The organism is Pseudomonas sp. Q11 (genome assembly GCF_024494355.1).
Classification (GTDB): domain Bacteria; phylum Pseudomonadota; class Gammaproteobacteria; order Pseudomonadales; family Pseudomonadaceae; genus Aquipseudomonas; species Aquipseudomonas hefeiensis.
In genome coordinates this window covers 86,790-107,444 of record NZ_JAKNQY010000016.1, presented here as the reverse complement: position 1 = coordinate 107,444, position 20,655 = coordinate 86,790, and the positions used below count along the sequence as shown (strand labels likewise).

The following is a 20,655-nucleotide window of genomic DNA, read 5'->3' as shown; positions in this document are numbered from 1 at the left end:
TCTTTTCAGCCAGGGAGCAACCCATGAGCTTCGGTAAAACCACCCCGATCCTGCGGATCTTCGATGAAACCAAGGCATTGGCGTTCTATGTCGACTTCCTGGGCTTTACCGTCGACTGGCAACACCGCTTCGGTGACAACTTCCCGCTGTACCTGCAAGTCTCCCGCGGTGACTGCGTGTTGCACCTGTCCGAGCACCATGGCGATTGCACGCCGGGCTCGGCGTTGCGAATCGAGACCGATGAGCTGGAAGCCTTCCAGCAGCAATTGCTCGCCAAGCAATACCGCTACGCCCACCCACAGATCCAGGCCATGCCCTGGGGTAGCCAGGACATGGCGATCAGTGATCCGTTCGGGAATCGGTTGGTGTTTACCAATGCGATTAACGTCTGAGCCGTTTGGCGACTCCCGGTTCCTGCCGACGCAAGGTGTGTTAGCCTCAATCAATGATTTCATTGATTGCAGGAGGCATCATGGCCAGCATCACCATTCGAAACCTTGACGACCAGATCAAAGAACAACTGCGGATAGCTGCTGCCCATAATGGGCATTCGATGGAAGAAGAGGCCCGGTTGATCCTGGGAAAGGCATTGGCCTCTGTTAATCAAGCAGGAGGGCTTGGAAGCCGGATCCGCAACAGGTTCAGCGAAAGCGGTGGGGTTGAGCTCGATTTGCCTTCGCGACAGGAGAAGGCGAAGGCGGTGGATCTTTCCGAATGATCGTGCTCGATACCAATGTCCTGTCAGAGTTCATGCGGTCTGAGCCTGACGCTAGAGTTTTGGCTTGGGTCGACGTGCTCCCAGCGATGGATCTTGCGATTACTGCGGTGACCGTGGCAGAAATTCTCCATGGCATTGCCCGACTCCCATCCGGTAAGCGCAAGCAGAAACTTGAATCCCATGCGATGGCCATGTTCGAAGAAGACTTCGTTGGGCGAATATTTCCGTTTGACGCTCATGCCGCCGTTGAATACGCGACGCTGGTGGCGAACTGCGAAGCAAGGGGGCGGGCGGTGTCGATGGCCGATGCACAGATAGCCGCTATTTGCCGAGCCCATGGAGCCCCGATTGCCACTCGCAATGTTCGGGACTTTGAGTTCTCCGGGGTCGAGGTGATCAATCCATGGGGCTGACGATCACCTCGACGGGTCTAACCTACCGTTGAGCTCTACGGCGAGAGTCGGCCCAAGGATTTGTTGTATTCGTTAAGCCTGAACAGCAGTTCTCGTCCGCGTTGTATCGTTTCGCGGGTTTTATGAATCTCAAACTGTATTTCCGAGCGGCGTAATGTGCGGGCTTGCGCCGTGCCGACGTCATTAGCCATCCGGTCCAGGGTTTGATTCATAAATCCTTTTGCCCCCTTGGCATAGAACTCTTCGACCCCAAGCGTAGAAAACGCGGCATTGATGGCGGTGGCGTCATGGGCCAGGTATCCGTCGAGCTCGAGCAGCGCTTCGTCCAATCGTTTGATTTTCTGTGAAGGCACTCCGTTCGAGTTTTTGGTGGCCTGGGTGGAGGCTTCGAAATTTTGAATCCATGCCCCGGGAATCCGAAGCACTTTGGTCAGGATAAAACTGGTCGCCATCAGCGATATTTTCTTCTGCCCTGTGTGGGTGAATGGATTCAGATCCTTGACCGCTTTGCGCGACTTTGTGTCCAGGTCATAGAAGGCTGTCCTGCCTTCATGTTCGATATCGTCGGGGCTCAGTCGGCTGGTTTGTGGGTATATCGACACCGGCAGATGCCGCGTTGCGTCCATTTTGCTGGCCATCGAATCGGTCGCGATAGACGTGCCGCTCATTGCGGCCCATGCGGCGACCGGGCCGGCGGGAGCCGCCAGCAGGCCTGTCCCTAACGAGATCACATTCTTGAACGCGTTGTAAGCGTAAGTCTGAAAGACTCGTTTGGCGATGTCTCTGGGTCTCATGCTGTTGTAGAGCTGGTAGTTCAACGTGCCGACCCTGTTGTTTAGGGTGGACAAGATATTCGGGTAGGCCGCTATTTCTTTCTTGATGTCGGATTCTTCTTTGTTGTGGCCGTAGGGGTCGGTGTAGCGCAGTGGGTTGTTCCCCACCATGCCATATAAGTTCAAACCATCGACCGCCCCCGCCGGGTCGGGACTGATCCAGCGCTGCAACCACGGTGCGTAGTACCGATGCCCGTAGTAATACAACCCGCTGGCATCGCGTTCCTTGCCGGAGTAGCGAATGGTTCGGTAGTCAGCTTCCACGGCCGAACGGGACGCCGCCCAAGCGGTGGCTCCATAAGGCAGGTAGCTTTCCTGGCTGACCAGGTCGCCCTGATCGTCCAGTTCCAGTGCGCTTGAACCCAGATGGTCGCCGAAGCTGTAGCGCAATGGATTGGCGGCGATGGCGGACGGTCGGCCTTGAGTCCAGTGCAGGTAGCGCACGCTGCTGCGCCCCGCTTGCAGGGTAATGACTTCCAGGCGTTCGTTATCCCGCGTGCGAATTTCAAGGCCCGGCAGATAGCGGACTTCCCGGGTGTGGACCCGCGTTGCGCCCTGGGTTGTCTGGATCTTGCGCACGCGTTGGCCGCCACTGTCGTAGCGATAGCGCTCGATGTCATCGGACGCGTTTTCACGCCGCACCAACACCACGCTGTCGAGCTGATTGCGCAGGTTCCAGGTCAGCGCCTGGCCCGGGGCCAGCGCCTGCTGGTTGCCGTTGGCATCGAAGTCCACTGCTACGTCGGGCGTCGAGTGGCCTTTGTTCCAGGCGCGCAAGCGATTGCTTGCGGCGGCCACATCCAGTGTTCGGGTGTAGTGATTGCCGTCGCGACGATGGCGCAATTCGATCAGGTTACCGCCGGCATCGTATTCGTAGTGTTCGGTGAAGTTGAACAGCTGCCCGGGGTCGATGGGTAGTTTGCCGAGGGCTGGAAGGTCCGGGGGACGGGTCAATCCAGCGGCCTCGCGGCCCGTCGCGCTGATCAATTGATACAGGGTGTCGTAGGTAAATGTGCTGGAGGCGTCGACCCGTTGGTTGTTGCCGAACTGCACCGGTTGGGCCTTGTCCTCCAGGTGCGTCACATTCCCCACCGGGTCGCAGGTGTAATGCAGATCCTGCAAGGTCCTGGCCGCCAGCGATGTGCGCAGCGCGATCAGTCTGCCGTTGGCCGGATCGTACACGGCGCGACTGACGACACCGTTGCCGGCCGTCTGGGACTCGATCTGGCCGGACGCGTTGTAGACCAGATCGCTCACGATGACTTTTTCGGTCGCCGTGTTTCTTATCTGCAGGCCCACGGACTTGAGCTGACCCGCGACATCGAACGAGTAGCGCTGCTGGTGCTGGGCGGCATCGGTCTGCTGGATAAGCTCGGCGAGGGCGTCGTAGCGCCAGCTCGTGGTGTAGCCGTCGCCCGGTTCCAGCAAGCGGTCGCGGTCTTTTTCATCCTCTGGCCAGTCGAGTCGTTCGGTCACGGCCAGCAGATGCCTGGTCTGGCTCAGAGGTTTGGCGCCAAGCCCATAGTCATGGATCAGCAGGGTGCCGGCGCTGTCATCGTGACGGATCAACGCACCGCACCGGTTGCGCACCGCGGACTTCGGCGAGCTGTCGCCGTAGTGCAGGCATTCGACTTTGCGCGGCACGTCGTTTGCCGCTTGTTCATGGACGGCGGTCATGCGCAGTTGCGTGTCGTAGGTGGTCCGCCAATAGGTGCCGCGCTGATCCCAGCTGTGCAGTATCTGTCCGGCATCGCCTGGCAGGAACAGGCGCCACCCGGCGTCGATACTGTCCAGCAACAGGGTCTTGCCGGACAAGCTGTAGACAGTTTGCAGGTTCGAACCGCCCGTTGCCTTGGCAAACAGCCGAGGGTCGCGCTGCGCCACCTGTCGTCCCGCCGCATCGTAGTCTTGCTGGGCAATGCGCGCCTGGGCGGGTTCCTCGGCGTCGCGCCGGTAGTAAGCGACTTGCCGCACGGGCAGGCCACGGCCGTCGACGGCGTTGATCGTAGGTGTCTTGTGATGAAGGCGTGCGTTCATGCGCCACCTCCGGCCGTGGCGGCGTGTTCGGACTGGACTTCTTGCAGGGTGTCATTCTCGTCCTCGTCCACGGTGTACCAGGCATGACGGGTGTGGCGCCGCATGTAGGGGAGTCCGGCTTGCCTGGCCAGGCGCGTGAGGGTGGGGCGCCCGAGGGCGTCGTAGAACTGCCGGTCGCAATGGCCGAATTGCCGCAAGGACACATCGTTGATGCAGCGATGCTGATCGGCGAAATAAGGGCGGTAGATGCGCACCGCCAAACCCTTACTGTTGTATTCCACCCGTTCGCTGACCCGCCAGCGCTTTGCGGCGATCTGCTCCTTGGGTGTTCCATCCGTCAGCGTCAGGTCGCCCTTGGCGTCGACGACGTAAGCCAGGCCCGGTTCGACGAGTTGCTTGCTTTGCAGGGTTCGCCCGAAGCCATCGAAGCAGGTGACGGCGATGCGGATCTGTTTTTGATCATCATTGGGGTAGCGGTCGGCGACCAGTGTGGCGATGTGCACCGGTTCACGTGGCGCGGCGTCGAGTTCGTTCTTCAACCTGAGGTCATCGGCCGAGAGTGTCTGATGCTCCGCTAGCCGGGCTCGAGCCGACGCGCAGATGTGTCCGGCGGGGAGAAGGTCGCCCTTGCTCACGCAGCGCGCCAGCCAGTCGGAGTCCGCCAGGGCGGTCTTCGATACGCAACCCATCCAGCTGAATGGCGCGTAATAAAGCGCCGTGGCCGCCTCTTGCAACGCGTCCCAGCTTTGGCTGATGGCCTCTGTGGGGCTGCTGAACGGTGGCTGTTTGAACTGTGCGAGCGGCTTGAAACCTGCGCGCGCGTGGTGCTCGCCGCCATAAAAAGAGCTGGCCAAGACTTGGCCGAAAGCATCGATCAGGCCTTCCTGGACATTACCGTTGGGGTCGTTGATGTGCTGCGGCTGAAGTGAGCGGTAATCGTAGATCGCTTCGGTGGTACAACCATCAGGCTGTTGGAACCGGGTGATCACACAGTGAGCGTTGTCGTGGCTGATCTCGATCACGCCATGGCTTTCGCTCGGTTGTAGGGTGCGGATTTTGTAGAAACCGTCCCATGGGGCATAAGTCGCGAAGCCGCTTTTGACGGACCAGAGTCGTACGGGACTGCTGCTCGCCGAAAGAAAATCGGCCATGCGGTGATAGTGATTGCGTTCGAGCATTTTTCCCTTGGGGCGTGTTTCCTGGGGCAGCAGGCGGAAGGCCTTGAGGGCGCTTTCGTCCAGCTCGGCGCTTTCCAGATGGTCGGTCAAAGCCTGGAAGTCTGCGACGCCATCCGCCAGGGTGACTACGCTCGAAGCGTCTTTGTAGCGCTGCACGGTCAGGCCGGTCAGCACACTCTGGTCGGTCCAGGTCGTTTGCTTCACGCGTTCGCTGAGGGTTTCGAAGGTCAACTCCTGCGGCGCCAGCCCACCGGCCTCGGGGGCCTTGGGGCATCGCAACGCCTGGGTGCGCTGGCGATAGGGCAGGCCCAATCGCCACCCTTGGGGCGCTTGCAGGTGGATGAACTCGGCCCGGGTCTCGTTCAGGTAGTAAAACTGCTGCGCCGGATCATGCGCATCGCGCCACCATCGCTGTTGATCGACATCGCTGAACGGTGGCGTATCGTCGTCGGTTTTCCTGCGGGCGTAATGGATCTCCAGGCGGTGAGTGAGGGCGCCGTAGAGGTCGTGTTGCAGGTTCAAGGTGTGCTGGCACTGCGGGTCATCGGCGGTGCCTTCGTATTGATACGTGATGGATTCCAGCGGCAGCGGTAGCATCCGGGCGTAGGACCGATGGCTGTCGGGCGCTTGCAGCAGGCGTACGTGATAGCGGTGTTCCTGGACCGAGTACAGGGTTCGGGTTTTCCGGCGCCTGTCGACCCCGAATATCTCGCTTCGCAGCACCTGGCCACTCAGGGCGCGGGCCATTTCAATGTGGGTGGCTGCGGCCGGCGCGGCCACGGCGATGTCGCGCCCGGTCTCCTCTTGGTATTGGCAAAGCAGCGCCTTGCCCAGCGCCACGGCTTGCGGGTCGTCGTTGTTGTAGCCGATACGGGGCATGTTCACCGCTTGCCCGGTGTGAAACCAGGTCTTCTTCAGGCTGGGCATCGTGAAGCCCTGGGAGTCGGCATCGTCGGGGGTGGTTTCATTGTCGGTTTCCAGCAACAGGCCGAAGCCGCGAAACTCGCGCTCGACCCCGTCGTAGTAGCCTTGGCGATAGGCGAATTTGCAGGTCAATCGATTGCCGGTGATTTCATCTACCCGGGTCTGGCTCGAAACCAGATGCAGCGCCATGGGCACATGACAGAGCGCAGGCGTGCCGGCCTTGTGATGGGCGGCTTTTTCATCCAGCCATTCCTGCGCCGAGCTGCGGTAGCGGAGGGTTTCGCTGGCGCCCATGTTGTTGTGGGTGTCGGTGAGCAGATACGGTTTCGTGTCGACGAAATCGTAGCGCCAGTGTTGCGGTGTGACGTGCGGCACGCTCAGGATCAGGCTGGAGCAGCCGAGCCCTTGCAGGTCGGCGATGCTCACCTGGCATAAGTTGTCGTAACGCAGCCCGGGGGGCCAGGGCAGGGCAACCGCAGGGCGGAAACCCTGGCCGCAACGGTTCATGAAGATCAGTGCCTGGTCGGCTTGCAGATAGATCAGGTCGACGGCGCCGGAGCCATCCAGATCCGCCAGGCGGATGCGCGAGGCGTCGAAGGTTTCGTAGGCCAGCCCGGGAAAGTCCAACACGATGCCCTTGCCAAACCGCCCGCGACCCAGGTTTGGCCAGCACCGCACTTCGTTGTGACGAATGCGCACCCAGTGCTGCTGGCCGCTGCCCAGCACATCGCTGAACGCCACCAGTTCACCGGGCCCGGTGCGCGATACCGCGAGGGCATCTTCATGCTCGTCACGAGCGATTTGCAGCGGGGTGGCGAATCCGTGTTCCCGATGGTTGACGTACAGGCGAACGCTGCGCGGGCCGATCAATACCAGGTCATTGAGCCCCTCTCCCGACAGGTCGGCCAATTGCCCGTGTGGGCTGAAAAACTCTGCCGGAAACGCACTGAATGTGGCGAAATCCGACCAGCTTCGATCGGCACCAAGGGAGAAAAAACCGCTCAGTCCCGGTTGGGCCACGAGCCAGTCCAAGCGGCCGTCTCCGGTGAGGTCGCTCAATGACTGGCGCACCGGTTTCGCCAGGTCGGCAACCGGGATGGCGGGCAGTGTTCGCCACGGCGCGTAAGCCACGTTGTCGCCTTTGGCCTTGGCCCGCACGGGTTCGCGGTAATGCCAGCCCCCGTCGTTTTGATAGAGCACGCCCGGCAGGCCTTCGCCGTACAAATCCACCAGTTGATAACGCTGACCATCGTTGAGCCCCGGCATGTCTTCAAAACGCTTCCAGGCGCGGGTCTCCGGCCGGAGCTTGAATTGGCTGTAGCTGAATTCGATGGGTGGCCGACTGTCGACGGTTGTCGAGTCGCCAAAGGCCTGGTCATGGGCGGCGCTCAACTGGTGATAACCCAGGGATGCCTGGCGATAATCGAGCAACAGGCGGCGCACCAGGACGGGGGCGGCGCCCAGTTCCTCGGGAAAGCGGTGAAACATCAGGACCTGGCGGCACAGGCGTTCGGTGCGTAATTCAAAACCGTAGGCGAAGCTGGAAAAACCGTCGCTACGGGTTGCCCACTGATGGCCTTCGTACGGCGGTTTCTGTTCGTAGGCCGTGCTCCGTTCACCATAGTCGAAGACCAATTCGAAGTGCCATTGCACAGAGACGAGCTGCGCTGTTTTCCATGAGTAAAGGTGCGGATCGGCCTTGAAATTGCCATAGCTCACCTGGCTCAAATAGCGCTGGGCCGTTGCGTCGGCCTTGTATTGGTAGAGGATGTGTTCGCCATAAGCGTTCAGGCTCTCCTCCAGCAACCATTCGCCCACACGACGGCTATCCAGGGGATCGCTGCGGCGGGAGGCAGGGTTTTTTCCGAACAGATGCAGGCTGCCATCGGCACCGTGCACCAGCCAGAAGCCCGGTTTGTCGTCGGGCGAGGACCAGTGTTCGATGCGGTCGAAGCGGTTTTCGATTCGGGGGAAATACCGTGTGACGTTGTAGGTCGTTCCCAGGTCCAGATCATTGTATTGATCGATGCGGATTGCGGTGATGACGCCTTGCCGGTCACGCTCGGGCAACCAGACCACCCCGCTGGGGCCAATAATTTCGTCATCCTCGGTATAGGCCGGCACGCCCTTGCTGGTGCGGCGCGCCACGCTGGACAGCGACAGCCCCCAACCGATGCCGAACACACCGTTGCCGAGGGAACTGGCATAGCTCAGGGACAAGGGCGGAGCAAAGCCGCGCCCCGGTGAAATCGGCAGGGCAATTTCGTAGGACGCCGTACCGTGGGCGCCGATGGCCGCCCAGCCTTTGCCGATACTTTGAATGGCCCCGCCGCCCTTGGGCAGCGATGGCGCGGTGACGGGCAAGAGTGATTGCTCGGTCATTGCGCACCTCCACCGACCCGGGCCGTATAGCTCACATGCACGATGACGTCGGTCAGTGAGTCAAGCAGGTCCTTTTGCGCTTCGGGGTTCGGGAAGGTCAGTTGCCATTTGGAGATGGCGCCGGTGTGCTCGAAAGGCAGGTAGCGGTCATCGTTGAAATTCAGCGTGAACAGACCGTTGTCGTCGACGCCCGTCGACAGGGCAATCTGCTGGTTGGCGCGCAGGCTCTCCAGGGTCTGGCCACGGTCACCCGGCGAGAGAAATACCTTGCTGGCGGTCTGGGTCAGCGTGGCTCGAATGTTTTCATAAGGACCGATGAGGGCCGGCAAGGACACGCTGATGGTCTTGATCCGCCGCAGGTAGTGCTGCTGATCCTTGTAGTCGTCTTCGAACAATGACTGGGGCAGCTCGAATTCGCAGGTGCCTTTCTTCAAGTCGGCGTGGATGTGCGGCCACGCCTTGTTGAGGGTGCTGGTTGGGGTCTGGCGCTTGAGCTCACGCAGGGACACCGTTTTGCGTATCTCCAGTTCCCGTTCGTGGCGTCGCAGGTATTGGGCGTGCATCTTCAACAGGTTCATCTTCAGCAGCTCGCCAGCACCCAGCCCGCGATAGGTTGCATGCCAGGCGCCGGGTTGGATGAACCGCGTATTGAAGTCGGCGATTTCATACTGCCAACAGGCTTCGGCCGCCAGGCACAGCGCCAGTGTGGCGTCGTAGGCCTGGCGATAGAGCGCGGCAAATTGGCTGTTCAGCCATTGGTACAGTTGTGCCTTGGTAAAGCGCTTGCTGAGAAAGTCGTAGTTGGCCTTGGCTTGGCCCAAGGTTGATTCGGCCAGGCGCAGTTGCAAGCGCGTGGCGGTTTCCTGCTCGGCGAATTGCGCCAGTTGGGCATCGATATGGGCCAGTTCGAGTTGTGATTGGTCACGGGCCTGGGTCCATTCCTCCTGGCGACGATTGAACTGTGCTGTGCGGTCAAGATTTGACGCGGCCGTGCGATCGGCGATAGCGGCCCCTTGGGCGAGCGCGCTGGCAGCGTGCGTGACACCTTCCCAGCGCATGCCGCCAGTGCTGAAACCAAGGATGTTTGGAGCCAACATGAGGCTGCCCGCCATGACCTGGGTGATCGATGCCGCACGTTCGCAGTTGCCGCTGTTCAAGTACAACTCAGAGGCCTGCGTCTCGGCTTCACTGATGCCTTTCTCCAGCAATTGCTGGTAGTGATCGACCCGGCCTTGGACGATTGCCTTGCTGGCCAGCAGCGCCTGACGGTTTTGCCGGTCGACGTTCAAGGCCTGGCGTTGCAGGCCGACGGAGATTTTCGCCAGGTCCCAGGCTTGCTGTTGTTGCAGCTCCTGTAGCTGAACTTGTTCTTTGCGCTCGATCAACGACAGCAGCGTGGCACCGAACTGGATGATGCTTTCAACCGCGCTCTGGGCCTGGCTGTGCATGACCGTGAAGCGATAGTGGGGGATTTGAACCGCCGGCAAGTGGACGGTGGCACCGGCCGGGGTGTTCGGGGCACTGGCGCTGTCCAAGGCGCGAGGGTCCAGCGGAGCAGCGAATACCGGCAAATGCAGCGGCTTGCCGGCGATGTCGAGGTTATGGCGCAGGTTGTACAGGCGACTTTCGGCGACGTCCCAGCATTTGAGCAACTGCGGATTGAACGGCACGCGCAGATACGGGTTATCGATCGCCGTCAGGGCCGCTTGGGAACGGCCTTCCTGGACAAGCGACGGCGGGCTGACGGTGGGCAGAGGCAGCCGCTTTTCAAAGTGGCGCAGGTCGTCATTGTTGGTGGTGCTCAAGCCGTGAAGGCTGACGGCCGTCCAGTGATCGACCGGTTGAACGACCGGGCGCGGCCCCAACAAGTCCAGTGTCCGAACGTACCAGAGCTTTGCCTCGCTGAGACTGTCGGGTGTCAGCCCGCGGTATGCGGCGTCGCCTCGGTTGGCCAGGATGTCGAGGTACAGGAAGTACAGCGCCTTGCGAAAGTGCACCGGATGACTGAGGGCAATTTGATGGGGATCGTGGGGCGCCTGGTCGGCATACGAAGGCGTGTCACCGTCGAGCAAAGGGACGCTTCTCCAGCATTCGGCTTTCCTGCGACCCGGGTCGAAGACATAGCGCAGCCACCGTTCAGCTTCCTCATACCGATGCTCGGCGTTCAATCGATGGGCGACCAGCCATGGCAAGTAAAGAAACAGTTCGGTGAAGTAACGGCCGTAAGCTCCATGGAAGTCCATCCTGTTGTTAGGGTCACCGGGCAGGGTGGGTTCCGGCAGGTGTTGAGTGGCCCAGTCGAACAGCTCGTCCAGGCTGTTTTCGGTGCGCCGGATCAGTTCGGCGGCGAATAGGGTGTTCAACCGGATCGGTTGGCGTTTTTGGTTTTTGCCGTCGCTGTACTTGATGGAAGAATGGGCGAAGTCGATAAATTGGGTGGCGCCCAGGTTCGGTGTTGATAGGGAGTTAATGCCGGGAGGCTGGGAAAGTGCAGGGGCCAGGTTGAGCTTGATCGCTTTCAGGACGAAGGCGACTGTCTTATCGGGTTCGTGAGGGCGGGCTAACGCAACCCCATAAAACAATGTATCGCCTTCTCCACTGAGTTCTTCGATGCGTAAAGGGTATTGGTAGAGAGCCGGTAGTTGCTTTACCAGAGAGGACGTCGCGACAGGCTTCAGGTTTTCATAGGTTAGCGAGTCAGGGGCCATCGCGTCTGGCTGACGGAAGACCACGTATTTTTTGTAGAGCAACTCTTCTTCGCAGAGAACGCGAGCCTGGAAATTAGTAGACCTGTCGGGTGTGTCGAGCGTCATCCGAATATCTGCGCCCCGGTTTAAATATCTGACCGCAGCGACGGAAATGAGCTTGCCACTGACGTAGGTATTCCCAGGAAGCGTAAAGCCCGTCGAATTTTCATCATCCAGGATCACGTTGCTCAGGCTGTCTATCGACAACTTGTATTCGGTATCGAAGTTGCTGGGATACGCAAATCTGAGAGTCGAGTTTTCGCCGAGCGGAATATAGGCGGAGGACGGCAGGTTTTCGTCCGGTGGCATCAGATTCAATGTGAAGTTACCGGAGTAGAGGCGAATTTTACTTGTTGGAGGGAGCGACGCGTTGTCGGCGTTGAAAGACAGGTAATGTGTTGAGTCGGCGGATCTAACGATGACACCGTTCAACTGGTCATCGAGGCTGGGAAGGGTATTAATTATATTCTTCGGCAGAGGGGTATCAGAACCTTCTATATTCATAAAAGACAGTTTTGTTTGGATGCGCTGGTCGTGAACCTCGATGAGGTCATCATCAACGGGGCTGCGATTCGGACCAGTGACTTTTTCCTTCTCCGTTTGTTTGATGAAGGCTGAGCTATCCGGTTCATGAACGAGGTTTTTATCAACGCGAACCGTTTTGATAAAGCTGAAAGCATTCGTCGGCATGGCTTCGGCATTGGCCTTGGGACTCTTGGCACACAGGATGAGACAGAGCGAGTCAAGCGACCCGTTGCGGTGTCGCACCGCAACGGAACCTATCAACGACCTGATCGCCTCCAGGCTCAGACTGGCAAGCGTTTTGTCCTCGCAATACCCTTGCAGGCCCACTCGTGGCGTACTCCACATGCCATCCTGTTTTTTGAAGCAATAGCTCAAGCGCAGTAGCGGATGATTCACACCGGGTGCCACGGCATCAGCGTTCGAAGGCGCGCTGGAGGCCGACTGATCCTGATGGATGCATTCTGCCCAGACAACGAACAGGCGATTGTTGAACCAGACAGGACGAATCGAGTGTTCAACCGCGCTATCGGGAATCGGCACATCAGCTTTTTCCCAGTCCGACCAGGCGTATGGATCCGGCTGATCCTGTTTGGAAGGGGGCGGTAAGGTACTGTCCAGCGGACGTTGCGCCATGTCCAGCGAGCGCCAGAAGTAAGTGTTTTCGGTGCGGGATTTGGCGATGAAATAATAGGTGCTGTTGGCAAAGTCCTCGCCATCGATATAGCCGTTGAGAATCGTCAGGTTGGCCACTTCTTCGAATCGGGACAGGTAGGCCAGGACCGCCGATTGAACCGCGTCGGGTTGAATCCGGTTCTGGTTGAGGGCGTTTTCCAGTTGCAGGAAGTTATCGCTCTTGTTGGCCCTCAGGGTCGGGTCCAGATACGTCGAGGGGAAATTGAGCAGCTTTTGATAGGCGGCCCAGGTGGCGTACTGATGCAGTTCATTGCGCCACGTCTGCCGATGTTCAGCGCTGAAGTCCTCCGGGTCGTATCCGGGCTCCAGGTTCATCAAGATACGGTTGATGTATTGCTGCAGACTGGCAATCGCACAGGCGACTGGTGTGGTGGGCACATCCTGGCTGACCAGCACATCGAGCAGCCAGTACTCATAGAGGTCATGGGCGTTCCTCAACGACTTGGCACTAGCGGGTGCGACATTGTTCAGGTAGAGCGCCAGTAGTGCGTCACGCAAGCTTTCATCGAGCTGCTTTTTTATGGCCTCGGTCATGTATTCAATCCTTGAATTTAAAGTGGGTACACCCGTCAATGGCAGGCGGCGATCAGCGCTTCACCAACTATTTTCCAATCCGATGCAGGACTGGCGGTTTTCAGTCTGGTCGCCTTGGTCAGCAGGTTTGCCGACAATCCCGTTTGCTGGCAGCTCGCCTGGCAGCGCATGATCCAATCCACCGCTTCCATTGAGTTTGCGCGTCTTGTGTCCAGTGACGCCGTCAGGGAACTCACTTCTTCGACGCTCCAGTTCAACAGCTTGGCCAGCAGGCCATTGGCTTCTTTTTCCGAATGTTCCTGGTTGGCCACTTGCAGGTAGTGCAACAGGTTCTCTTCCGACTGGGCCTGATGGCGGGCGCAATGACTGAAGCATTCGAGCAGATACAGGGTTTGGGGCGTCAGGGTGCTGGACAGGTGCGGGGCCAGCCATGTCGGGTTTTCCATCAGGACCTTCAGCGTGCTGCTGCCCAGGTGCAAACGTTGGCAAGTCTCGGCCGTGCGTAATACCGTCGCCAGCAACGAGGGCATTGTTCCCGGGGCTTGCTTGATGGCCGCGATGAGCGCCATTGCGTCGGTGTTGGCCATTTTCAATACGCAAGGGACGTATTCGGCAGACAGGTCTGCAATGTCGTGCAGTAGAACCTCCACTCGATGCTGAGGGGCGTGGGAGGTGTTGGTGTCCGCCTGGAATTTCGCCAATCGCTTTTCCAGATTCTGACTCAGAGGCAAGCTGTTTCCGATGACATCAAACAGGCGACACCAATGCAGCACATCCCAATGGTGTCGCCTGAGCCAGTCAACGGCCCAATCCATTGCCATCAGGACGTCGAGAATGTCGGATTGTGTGGACCCCGAGGAGCCCAGCTTCCCGGTCACCAGCGCTTTGCAGAAATCATCCCCACCCAGTAATCGTGCCAGCTCCATGCATTCAAGGGGGGATAGACCAAACATCCGTGCGATACGGGCCTGGCGATACAGCGAAGAAACCGTGCGCAGATCATGTTTCAACGAAAGCAGGTACTTCTGGGAGTAGGCCGCAAGCAGCAACAGCGAATCTTGCGTAATGGGTAGCCCAAGGCCGGCACTGAGATAACTGAAGCTCTGCAGGTCCGTGGTGACAAGGGGCTCTGATGGCGTTTGCCACACAGGGTTTTTGAGCAGTTGGGTGCGATTGAACACCTGATCGAATAACGACAGACGCTCCCCGCAAGCGCCAGTCGGCATGTCGTGCAGGAATACAGCGAATTCTTCAGGCGCTATGCCGTGGCGTTGGTTCAGGTATCGATAGACGCCAAGCGTGCGCAAGGTGTGGGCGTTGAACGTATAGTCGCTCTGCGAGCGTTGGGCATTGAAGATCAGCGTGTCCAGTTCGTCGACGGGGATACGGGTCCAGCGGTGTAATCGAATCATTCGTTGCAAGCGGTCGAAACGCTCATGGGAATGGTGGGTGAAGCGCCTCTGGTCCGCTTGGGTTTCAATGCTCAGGGCAGGGCTCGACCCCGGCCCGTTGATGTAGCTGGTTCCATAATGAGCCTGAGTGGACGTTGGGCTATGGGATGAGGTTCTCGAGCTGTACCTGCCTTGCGCCAGAAGTTGCTCAACCTGCTCCGTCGTGAGCCCGGTGCGCTCCTTGAAGAACTCAAGTTCACTCAAGCGTGAGATGTTCTCAGTGCCGTAGTTTGTTTTTAGTGTGCCGAGATTGGCATCCGAGGCGGTTGGCGCGATGAGCAGCATCTGTTGCGCGGAGCTCAACCCGGACAGGAGTTTTTGCGCTTCTGCAGAATTGACGACTACTCCCCCGTAAAGCTCCCGATCCTTTGAAAACGGCAGGTTCCGGCTAACCCGATAATTCAGTTCGCCCAGCGTCGGCTTGCCCGTGCCCAGCCCAAGCAGACATTGGTGATGGTGCAGATCGTAGGGCAGCGAGAAGGGGTAGTGTGCGCTGGCCAGTACCTGGTGAACGGTCCTGTTCTCGTTGGTTTTTGCCAGGTGCGCTTCGATATTGCTTTGCAGGGTGTCGTTGATGATGTCGAGCATCGGACGGGTCACGAAGGCACTCTGGCGATCGAGCATCAGTGCCTTGAGGTCCGGGCGCCGTTGCGCCAAGGTGATTCTGCCGGCGTGGGGCGAGCGGTTTTCCAGCTCCCCGGCAAACAGATACAACGCCCGCAGATACGCCACGGGCGAGTCGATTGCCGCGATATCACCCTCGTTGCAGAACTGGCCCCAATTCTCTTCGAACAGCGCTTGATAGCCGGTGGACTCTGACGTCGAGCCTGCCTTTAGGCTGCGCTTGCTCCGTGGCGGGTTGGCGCCGGACGATACGCGATGCTCCTGATACAGACGGCTGATTTGCCGGGCATGGCTCGTCGCATTGTCGTAGACCTGTTCACCGTCCGCGTCGCTATGCCTGGCGAGTGCCTGGGTGAACTGCGCCTTGCTCATGCGCGCGATGTCGAAGACCGACGTCACGCCCATTCGTTGCAGGGCGGTTCTCAGATCGACTTTTGTGGCGTCCGCTCTGTCTGGGGAGCCAACGAGCCTGTGCAACAGCGAGTCGTTGCTTACGTCCATGTGTTGTCATCTCCTGTGCGAACGGAATGTGCTTGTTCAAGCGAAAACCGTACAGGAGCGGGCAAAGAAAGGCGGTAGGACAGGGGATGGGGAACTTGTACGAAAGAGCAATTCGTGGGCGGCGCTGATGCAAACCCGGTGGGAGCAGGCTGTGTGGGAGCAAGGCTTGCCAGCGATGAAAACGCCGCTGTCTCTTGAGGACCGCAGCGCCTGGATCGCGAGCAAGCCTTGCTCCCACACAGCCCGCTCCCACAGTGCGTAGGGTGTTAGACGCGGAAGTGACTCACCATCATCTGCAACTGATTACCCAAGCGTGCCAGTTCAACACTGGACGCTGCGGTTTCTTCGCTGGCGGCGGCGGTCTGCTCGGACACGTCGCGTACGTTGATGATGCTGCGGCTGATCTCCTCGGCCACGGCGCTTTGCTCTTCGGCGGCGGCGGCGATCTGCTGGTTCATCGACTGGATGTTCGACACCGTGCGGGTGATGTTTTCCAGTGAGACGCCGGCCTTGCGGGTCAGGGCGACGCTGCTGTCGGTGAGGCTGCGGCTGTTGTTCATCACGGCGGCCACTTGTTGGGTGCCGTTCTGCAGGCCGGCCACCAGACCTTCGATTTCCTCGGTGGACTTCTGCGTGCGCTGGGCCAGGCCACGGACTTCGTCGGCAACCACGGCGAAACCACGACCGGCTTCACCGGCGCGCGCCGCTTCAATCGCCGCGTTCAGCGCCAACAGGTTGGTTTGCTCGGCGACGGCCTTGATCACGTCCATGACGCTGCCAATCTTGTCGCTTTCCTGTTGCAGCACGGTCATGGCGTCGGTGGAACGCACCACTTCACTGGCCAGGCGTTCGATCTGGGCGATGGCTTCGTTGACCACCTGGTCGCCGGCACGGGCTTCGCCGTCGGCGGCGGCCGCGGCCTGCGAGGCCTCTTCGGCGTTGCGCGCCACTTCCTGAACCGTGGCGGTCATCTCGTGCATGGCGGTCGCCACCTGATCGGTCTCGACTTTCTGGCTGTTGACCCCGGCGCTGGTCTGCTCGGTCACGGCGGACAATTCTTCGGCGGCGCTGGCGATCTGGGTCACGCCATCACGGATGCCGCTGATCAGATCGCGCAGGGTCACACCCATGCGCGCGATGCCTTGTTGCAGCACGCCCAGTTCATCGCGACGGGTGACGACGACGTTTTGCGACAGATCGCCACTGGCAATGCGATCGACCACGGCCAGGGTCTCACGCAGCGGTCGGGTGATCTGACGAGTAATGATCACCGCCGCGATGATGCCCATCAGCAATGCTAATAAAGTGCTGACCAGTTGCAGGGTGCGGGCCTGGGCGCTTTCGGCATCGCGGCGGTCGAGCTGGATCTGATACAGCTGTTCGCTCAGGGAGACGATGGTCGTGCCCTGATCGGTCATTTCCTTGCGGGCCTGCGCCGCCTCGGCAATGGCCAGCGTGAAAGCCTGGACAGCGCTGCGGTATTGAGTCAGGACCGCTTCGAGCTGACGCAGCTCATCTTGCCGGGTGCTGGCGAAATACACATTCAGCGGTTGGAGCGAAGCGATGGCCGCGTCCAGTTGAGCGACGGCCTTGCGTTCGTTTTCGGCGTTGCTCTTGGCGGTGTAACCGCGCACTTCATAGCGGGCCAACATGAACGCCTGCTTGGCCTCGGTGATGGCCTGGTACTGTTCGAAGCGCTGGTCGCTCAGAGCCATTTGCTGAACGTCGGTATTGATCGTCTCGATCAGCTTGTAAGCGGTCCCGGCGTTGGCTGTCATCGCAGCGCGGGCGGTGTTGCCGGTGCGGTAGGCGTTGCGCATTTTGTTCAGGGAAACCTGATAGGCGCTGATGGTCGCGCTCTGCTCCTTGAGCAGTTTGACGTTTTCCGGGCTCTTGAAACTGCTTAGCAGCGCGTTCTGTTGCGCCACAAAACCATCGAGGGTGGTTTGCACATTCTGTGCGGCGGTCTCGTCGCCATTGGTCAGCATGTATTGCAGGCGCACGACGCGAAGTTTGGTCAGGCCGGCATTGAGCTTGGTGATGTCGCTCATCCAGTTGCTGCGGTCGATCAGTCCTCCCAGGCTGGTCCAACTGGTCAGCGCCAGGACGCAGGTCAGTACCAGCACCAGGCCAAAGCCCAGGCCCAGTTTCATGTTGACGCTAATGTTGCCAAACCAGCTATTCATCAAATTCCTCCAGGAACATTGTGCTGCTTGATCGTCGGTACGCTGGAAGATTGTTGTTTTTGAGCCAGCTAAAACGTGTAACAGGGCTGTATCGGCTGCCGACTCTGGATCTGAAAGGATTTTTTCCGGGTATCAGGCATTGGCTGAAGAATCTGCTGCGCGCCTCAGGCTTATCCTGAATTTCGGACAAAAAAAAGCCCGCGGGAGGGCGGGCTAAAACCTTAGTTTCTTGAATGAGCGAGGGGACTTTACCCAATCACGGCAACGTGTGGGGTGAAGAAAAGTTCATGAGTGACGTTTCAATGAGCAGGGAACGAAGCCCTCAACCTGGATCAGATTGAGGGCTTCTCTCAGCGCCTGACAGCCTCAGCCGAGATCAAACCGATCCAGGTTCATCACCTTGACCCATGCCGCGATAAAGTCGTTGACGAACAGCTCCTGCGCATCCGCGCTGGCATACACTTCGGCCAGGGCCCGTAGTTGAGCGTTGGAGCCGAAGACCAGATCGACACGAGTGCCGGTCCATTTGACTTGACCGGTCTTGCGGTCACGGGCTTCGAACGTTTGCTGGTCGTCCGAGAGCGGTTTCCATTCCACCCCCATGTCCAGCAGGTTGACGAAGAAGTCGTTGGTCAACGCCCCTGGCTGTTGGGTGAAAACCCCATGCCGGGTTTGGCCGACATTGGTATCAAGCACGCGCAGGCCGCCGATCAGCGCGGTCATCTCCGGGGCGCTGAGGGTCAGCAGTTGCGCCTTGTCGATCAGCAGTGCCTCGGCGGGTACGCGATACCTGCCCTTGAGGTAGTTGCGAAAGCCATCGGCGATGGGTTCAAGAAAGCCGAACGACTCGACGTCGGTCTGCTCCTGGCTGGCGTCCATACGCCCCGGTGAAAAAGGCACCGTCACGCTGAGCCCGGCATCTTTGGCCGCCTGTTCAATGCCGGCGCTGCCGGCCAGCACGATCAGGTCCGCCAGGGAGATTTTTTTACCACCGGACTGGGCCCCGTTGAACTCGCTCCGGACCTTTTCGAGCGTCGCCAGCACTGGCGCCAATTGTTCCGGCTGGTTGGCCGGCCAGTCCTTCTGCGGAGCCAGGCGCAGGCGGCCACCGTTGGCGCCGCCGCGTTTGTCGGAGCCACGGAAGCTCGACGCGGCCGCCCAGGCGGTGGACACCAGCTGTGAAACCGAAAGGCCCGAGGCCAGCAGCTTGCCTTTGAGGGAGGCAATGTCACTGTCGTTGACCAAGGGGTGGTCCACTGCCGGGATAGGGTCTTGCCACAGCAATTCTTCGGTGGGCAGTTCCGGGCCGAGGTAGCGCGAGAGCGGGCCCATATCGCGGTGGATCAGCTTGAACCAGGCGCGGGCGAAGGCGTCGGCCAATTGGTCCGGGTTCTCCAGGAAGCGCCGTGAGATTTTTTCGTAGATCGGGTCGAAGCGCAGCGCCAGGTCAGTGGTGAGCATGGTTGGATTGCGGCGCTTGGCCGGATCGTGGGCGTCCGGAATGATGCCCGCGCCAGCACCGTTTTTCGGTGTCCACTGATGCGCACCGGCCGGGCTCTTGGTCAGCTCCCACTCAAAACCGAACAGGTTTTCCAGGTAGTTGTTGCTCCAGCGGGTGGGCGTGGTGGTCCAGGTCACTTCCAGGCCACTGGTGATGGTATCGGGGCCTTTGCCGGTGCCGAATGCGTTCTTCCAGCCCAGGCCCTGTTGTTCCAGGCCAGCGGCTTCAGGCTCGGCGCCGACGTTGTCCGCGGGGCCTGCGCCGTGGGTCTTGCCGAAGGCATGGCCGCCGGCAATCAGGGCCACGGTTTCTTCATCGTTCATCGCCATGCGGCCAAAGGTTTCGCGGATATCCAGCCCGGCAGCAACCGGGTCCGGTTGGCCTTCGGGGCCTTCCGGGTTGACGTAGATCAGCCCCATCTGCACGGCGGCCAGCGGGTTCTCCAGGTTGCGCCCCAGGTCGGTACGACTTTCTTCATTGCCGGGTTCGGCCACCAGTTGTCCCTCGCCGGGATCTTGCATCGCGGCTTTATCCGGTTTGCCATAGCGGGTGTCGCCGCCCAGCCATTTGTTTTCGGAACCCCAGTAGACGTCTTCATCCGGCTCCCAGACGTCGGGACGACCGCCGGAAAAACCAAAGGTCTTGAAGCCCATGGACTCCAGCGCGACGTTGCCGGTGAGGACGATCAGGTCGGCCCAGGAAATGTTGCGACCGTATTTCTGTTTGATCGGCCATAACAGTCGCCGGGCCTTGTCGAGGCTGACGTTGTCCGGCCAACTGTTGAGAGGCGCAAAACGCTGCTGGCCGGAGCCCGCGCCTCCGCGTCCGTCACCGGTGCGGTAGGTGCCGGCGCTGTGCCAGGCCATGCGGACAAAGAGCGGCCCGTAGTGCCCGAAGTCCGCCGGCCACCAGTCCTGGGAGTCGGTCATCAATGCATTCAGGTCATTTTTCAGGGCCTGGAAATCCAGGCTTTTGAATGCTTCGGTGTAGTTGAAATCCTCGCCCATGGGGTCGGACAACGGGGAGTGCTGGTGCAGGATCTTCAGGTTCAGCTGGTTGGGCCACCAGTCACGGTTCGTGGTGCCACCACCCGCGGCGTGATTGAACGGGCATTTCGATTCGTTTGCCATGAGAAGCTACCTTTGGTCGTATTCATCCAGCTATCCAGCCCGGCCGGGTCCCGAATAGCGACAGGCGAAATAAATGACACAGGGCGCAGGGCTCGCAGTTCGCTCAACTGATTGTCATGACCGCGCGGCAACTCGAGAGAGCGGTCTAGCTGCCAGTACGGTGGCCCACGGCAAGCCCAGTACGTTCTGAACGTTTCATATCTTTTCGTCAGGTTTCACGGGCCGGATTACACCAGCCTGAATTCAGGCTAGTCCCCCTTTGCCAGATAGCTAATAGG

At 59.7% G+C, this 20,655-nt stretch carries 9 protein-coding genes; 3 read left to right on the top strand and 6 right to left on the bottom strand.

Annotated features, from left to right (window positions below; all coding sequences use genetic code 11):
- Nucleotides 1-23 precede the first annotated feature (23 nt).
- The 3 genes from MA884_RS17705 to MA884_RS17695 all read left to right on the top strand — a co-directional run bounded on the left by MA884_RS17705 (nucleotide 24) and on the right by MA884_RS17695 (nucleotide 1,131).
- Nucleotides 24-392 (top strand): glyoxalase superfamily protein, encoded by a 369-nt coding sequence (locus tag MA884_RS17705; RefSeq protein WP_256231709.1) that lies wholly within the window; start codon nucleotides 24-26, stop codon nucleotides 390-392.
- A gap of 80 nt (nucleotides 393-472) precedes the next feature.
- Nucleotides 473-718 (top strand): plasmid stabilization protein, encoded by a 246-nt coding sequence (locus MA884_RS17700; protein WP_256231708.1) that lies wholly within the window; start codon nucleotides 473-475, stop codon nucleotides 716-718.
- The gene (locus tag MA884_RS17695) at nucleotides 715-1,131 is read left to right on the top strand and encodes a type II toxin-antitoxin system VapC family toxin (RefSeq protein ID WP_256231707.1); all 417 of its coding nucleotides are present in this window, start codon (nucleotides 715-717) and stop codon (nucleotides 1,129-1,131) included. The genes MA884_RS17700 and MA884_RS17695 overlap by 4 nt, the downstream gene beginning before the upstream one ends.
- Before the next feature lie 35 nt (nucleotides 1,132-1,166).
- On the opposite strand, the gene MA884_RS17690 is transcribed toward MA884_RS17695, so the two are convergent.
- From MA884_RS17690 to katG, 6 genes are all read right to left on the bottom strand, one after another.
- Complete coding sequence (locus tag MA884_RS17690; RefSeq protein ID WP_256231706.1) at nucleotides 1,167-4,001, bottom strand: RHS repeat-associated core domain-containing protein; 2,835 nt, start codon at nucleotides 3,999-4,001, stop codon at nucleotides 1,167-1,169.
- Nucleotides 3,998-8,485 (bottom strand): SpvB/TcaC N-terminal domain-containing protein, encoded by a 4,488-nt coding sequence (locus tag MA884_RS17685; RefSeq protein WP_256231705.1) that lies wholly within the window; start codon nucleotides 8,483-8,485, stop codon nucleotides 3,998-4,000. Before MA884_RS17685 ends, MA884_RS17690 begins: the two co-directional genes overlap by 4 nt.
- Entirely contained in the window at nucleotides 8,482-12,984 is a 4,503-nt protein-coding gene (locus tag MA884_RS17680) for a neuraminidase-like domain-containing protein (protein WP_256231704.1), read from the bottom strand. Before MA884_RS17680 ends, MA884_RS17685 begins: the two co-directional genes overlap by 4 nt.
- A gap of 35 nt (nucleotides 12,985-13,019) precedes the next feature.
- Nucleotides 13,020-15,560 (bottom strand): Tc toxin subunit A, encoded by a 2,541-nt coding sequence (locus MA884_RS17675; protein ID WP_256231703.1) that lies wholly within the window; start codon nucleotides 15,558-15,560, stop codon nucleotides 13,020-13,022.
- Between the two features lie 266 nt (nucleotides 15,561-15,826).
- The gene (locus tag MA884_RS17670; RefSeq protein WP_256231702.1) at nucleotides 15,827-17,746 is read right to left on the bottom strand and encodes a methyl-accepting chemotaxis protein; all 1,920 of its coding nucleotides are present in this window, start codon (nucleotides 17,744-17,746) and stop codon (nucleotides 15,827-15,829) included.
- Nucleotides 17,747-18,112: 366 nt separating this feature from the next.
- Nucleotides 18,113-20,377 carry a catalase/peroxidase HPI gene (gene katG / locus MA884_RS17665; RefSeq protein WP_256231701.1) on the bottom strand — a complete coding sequence of 755 codons (2,265 nt, stop codon included), beginning with the start codon at nucleotides 20,375-20,377 and terminating at the stop codon, nucleotides 18,113-18,115.
- Nucleotides 20,378-20,655 lie beyond the last annotated feature (278 nt).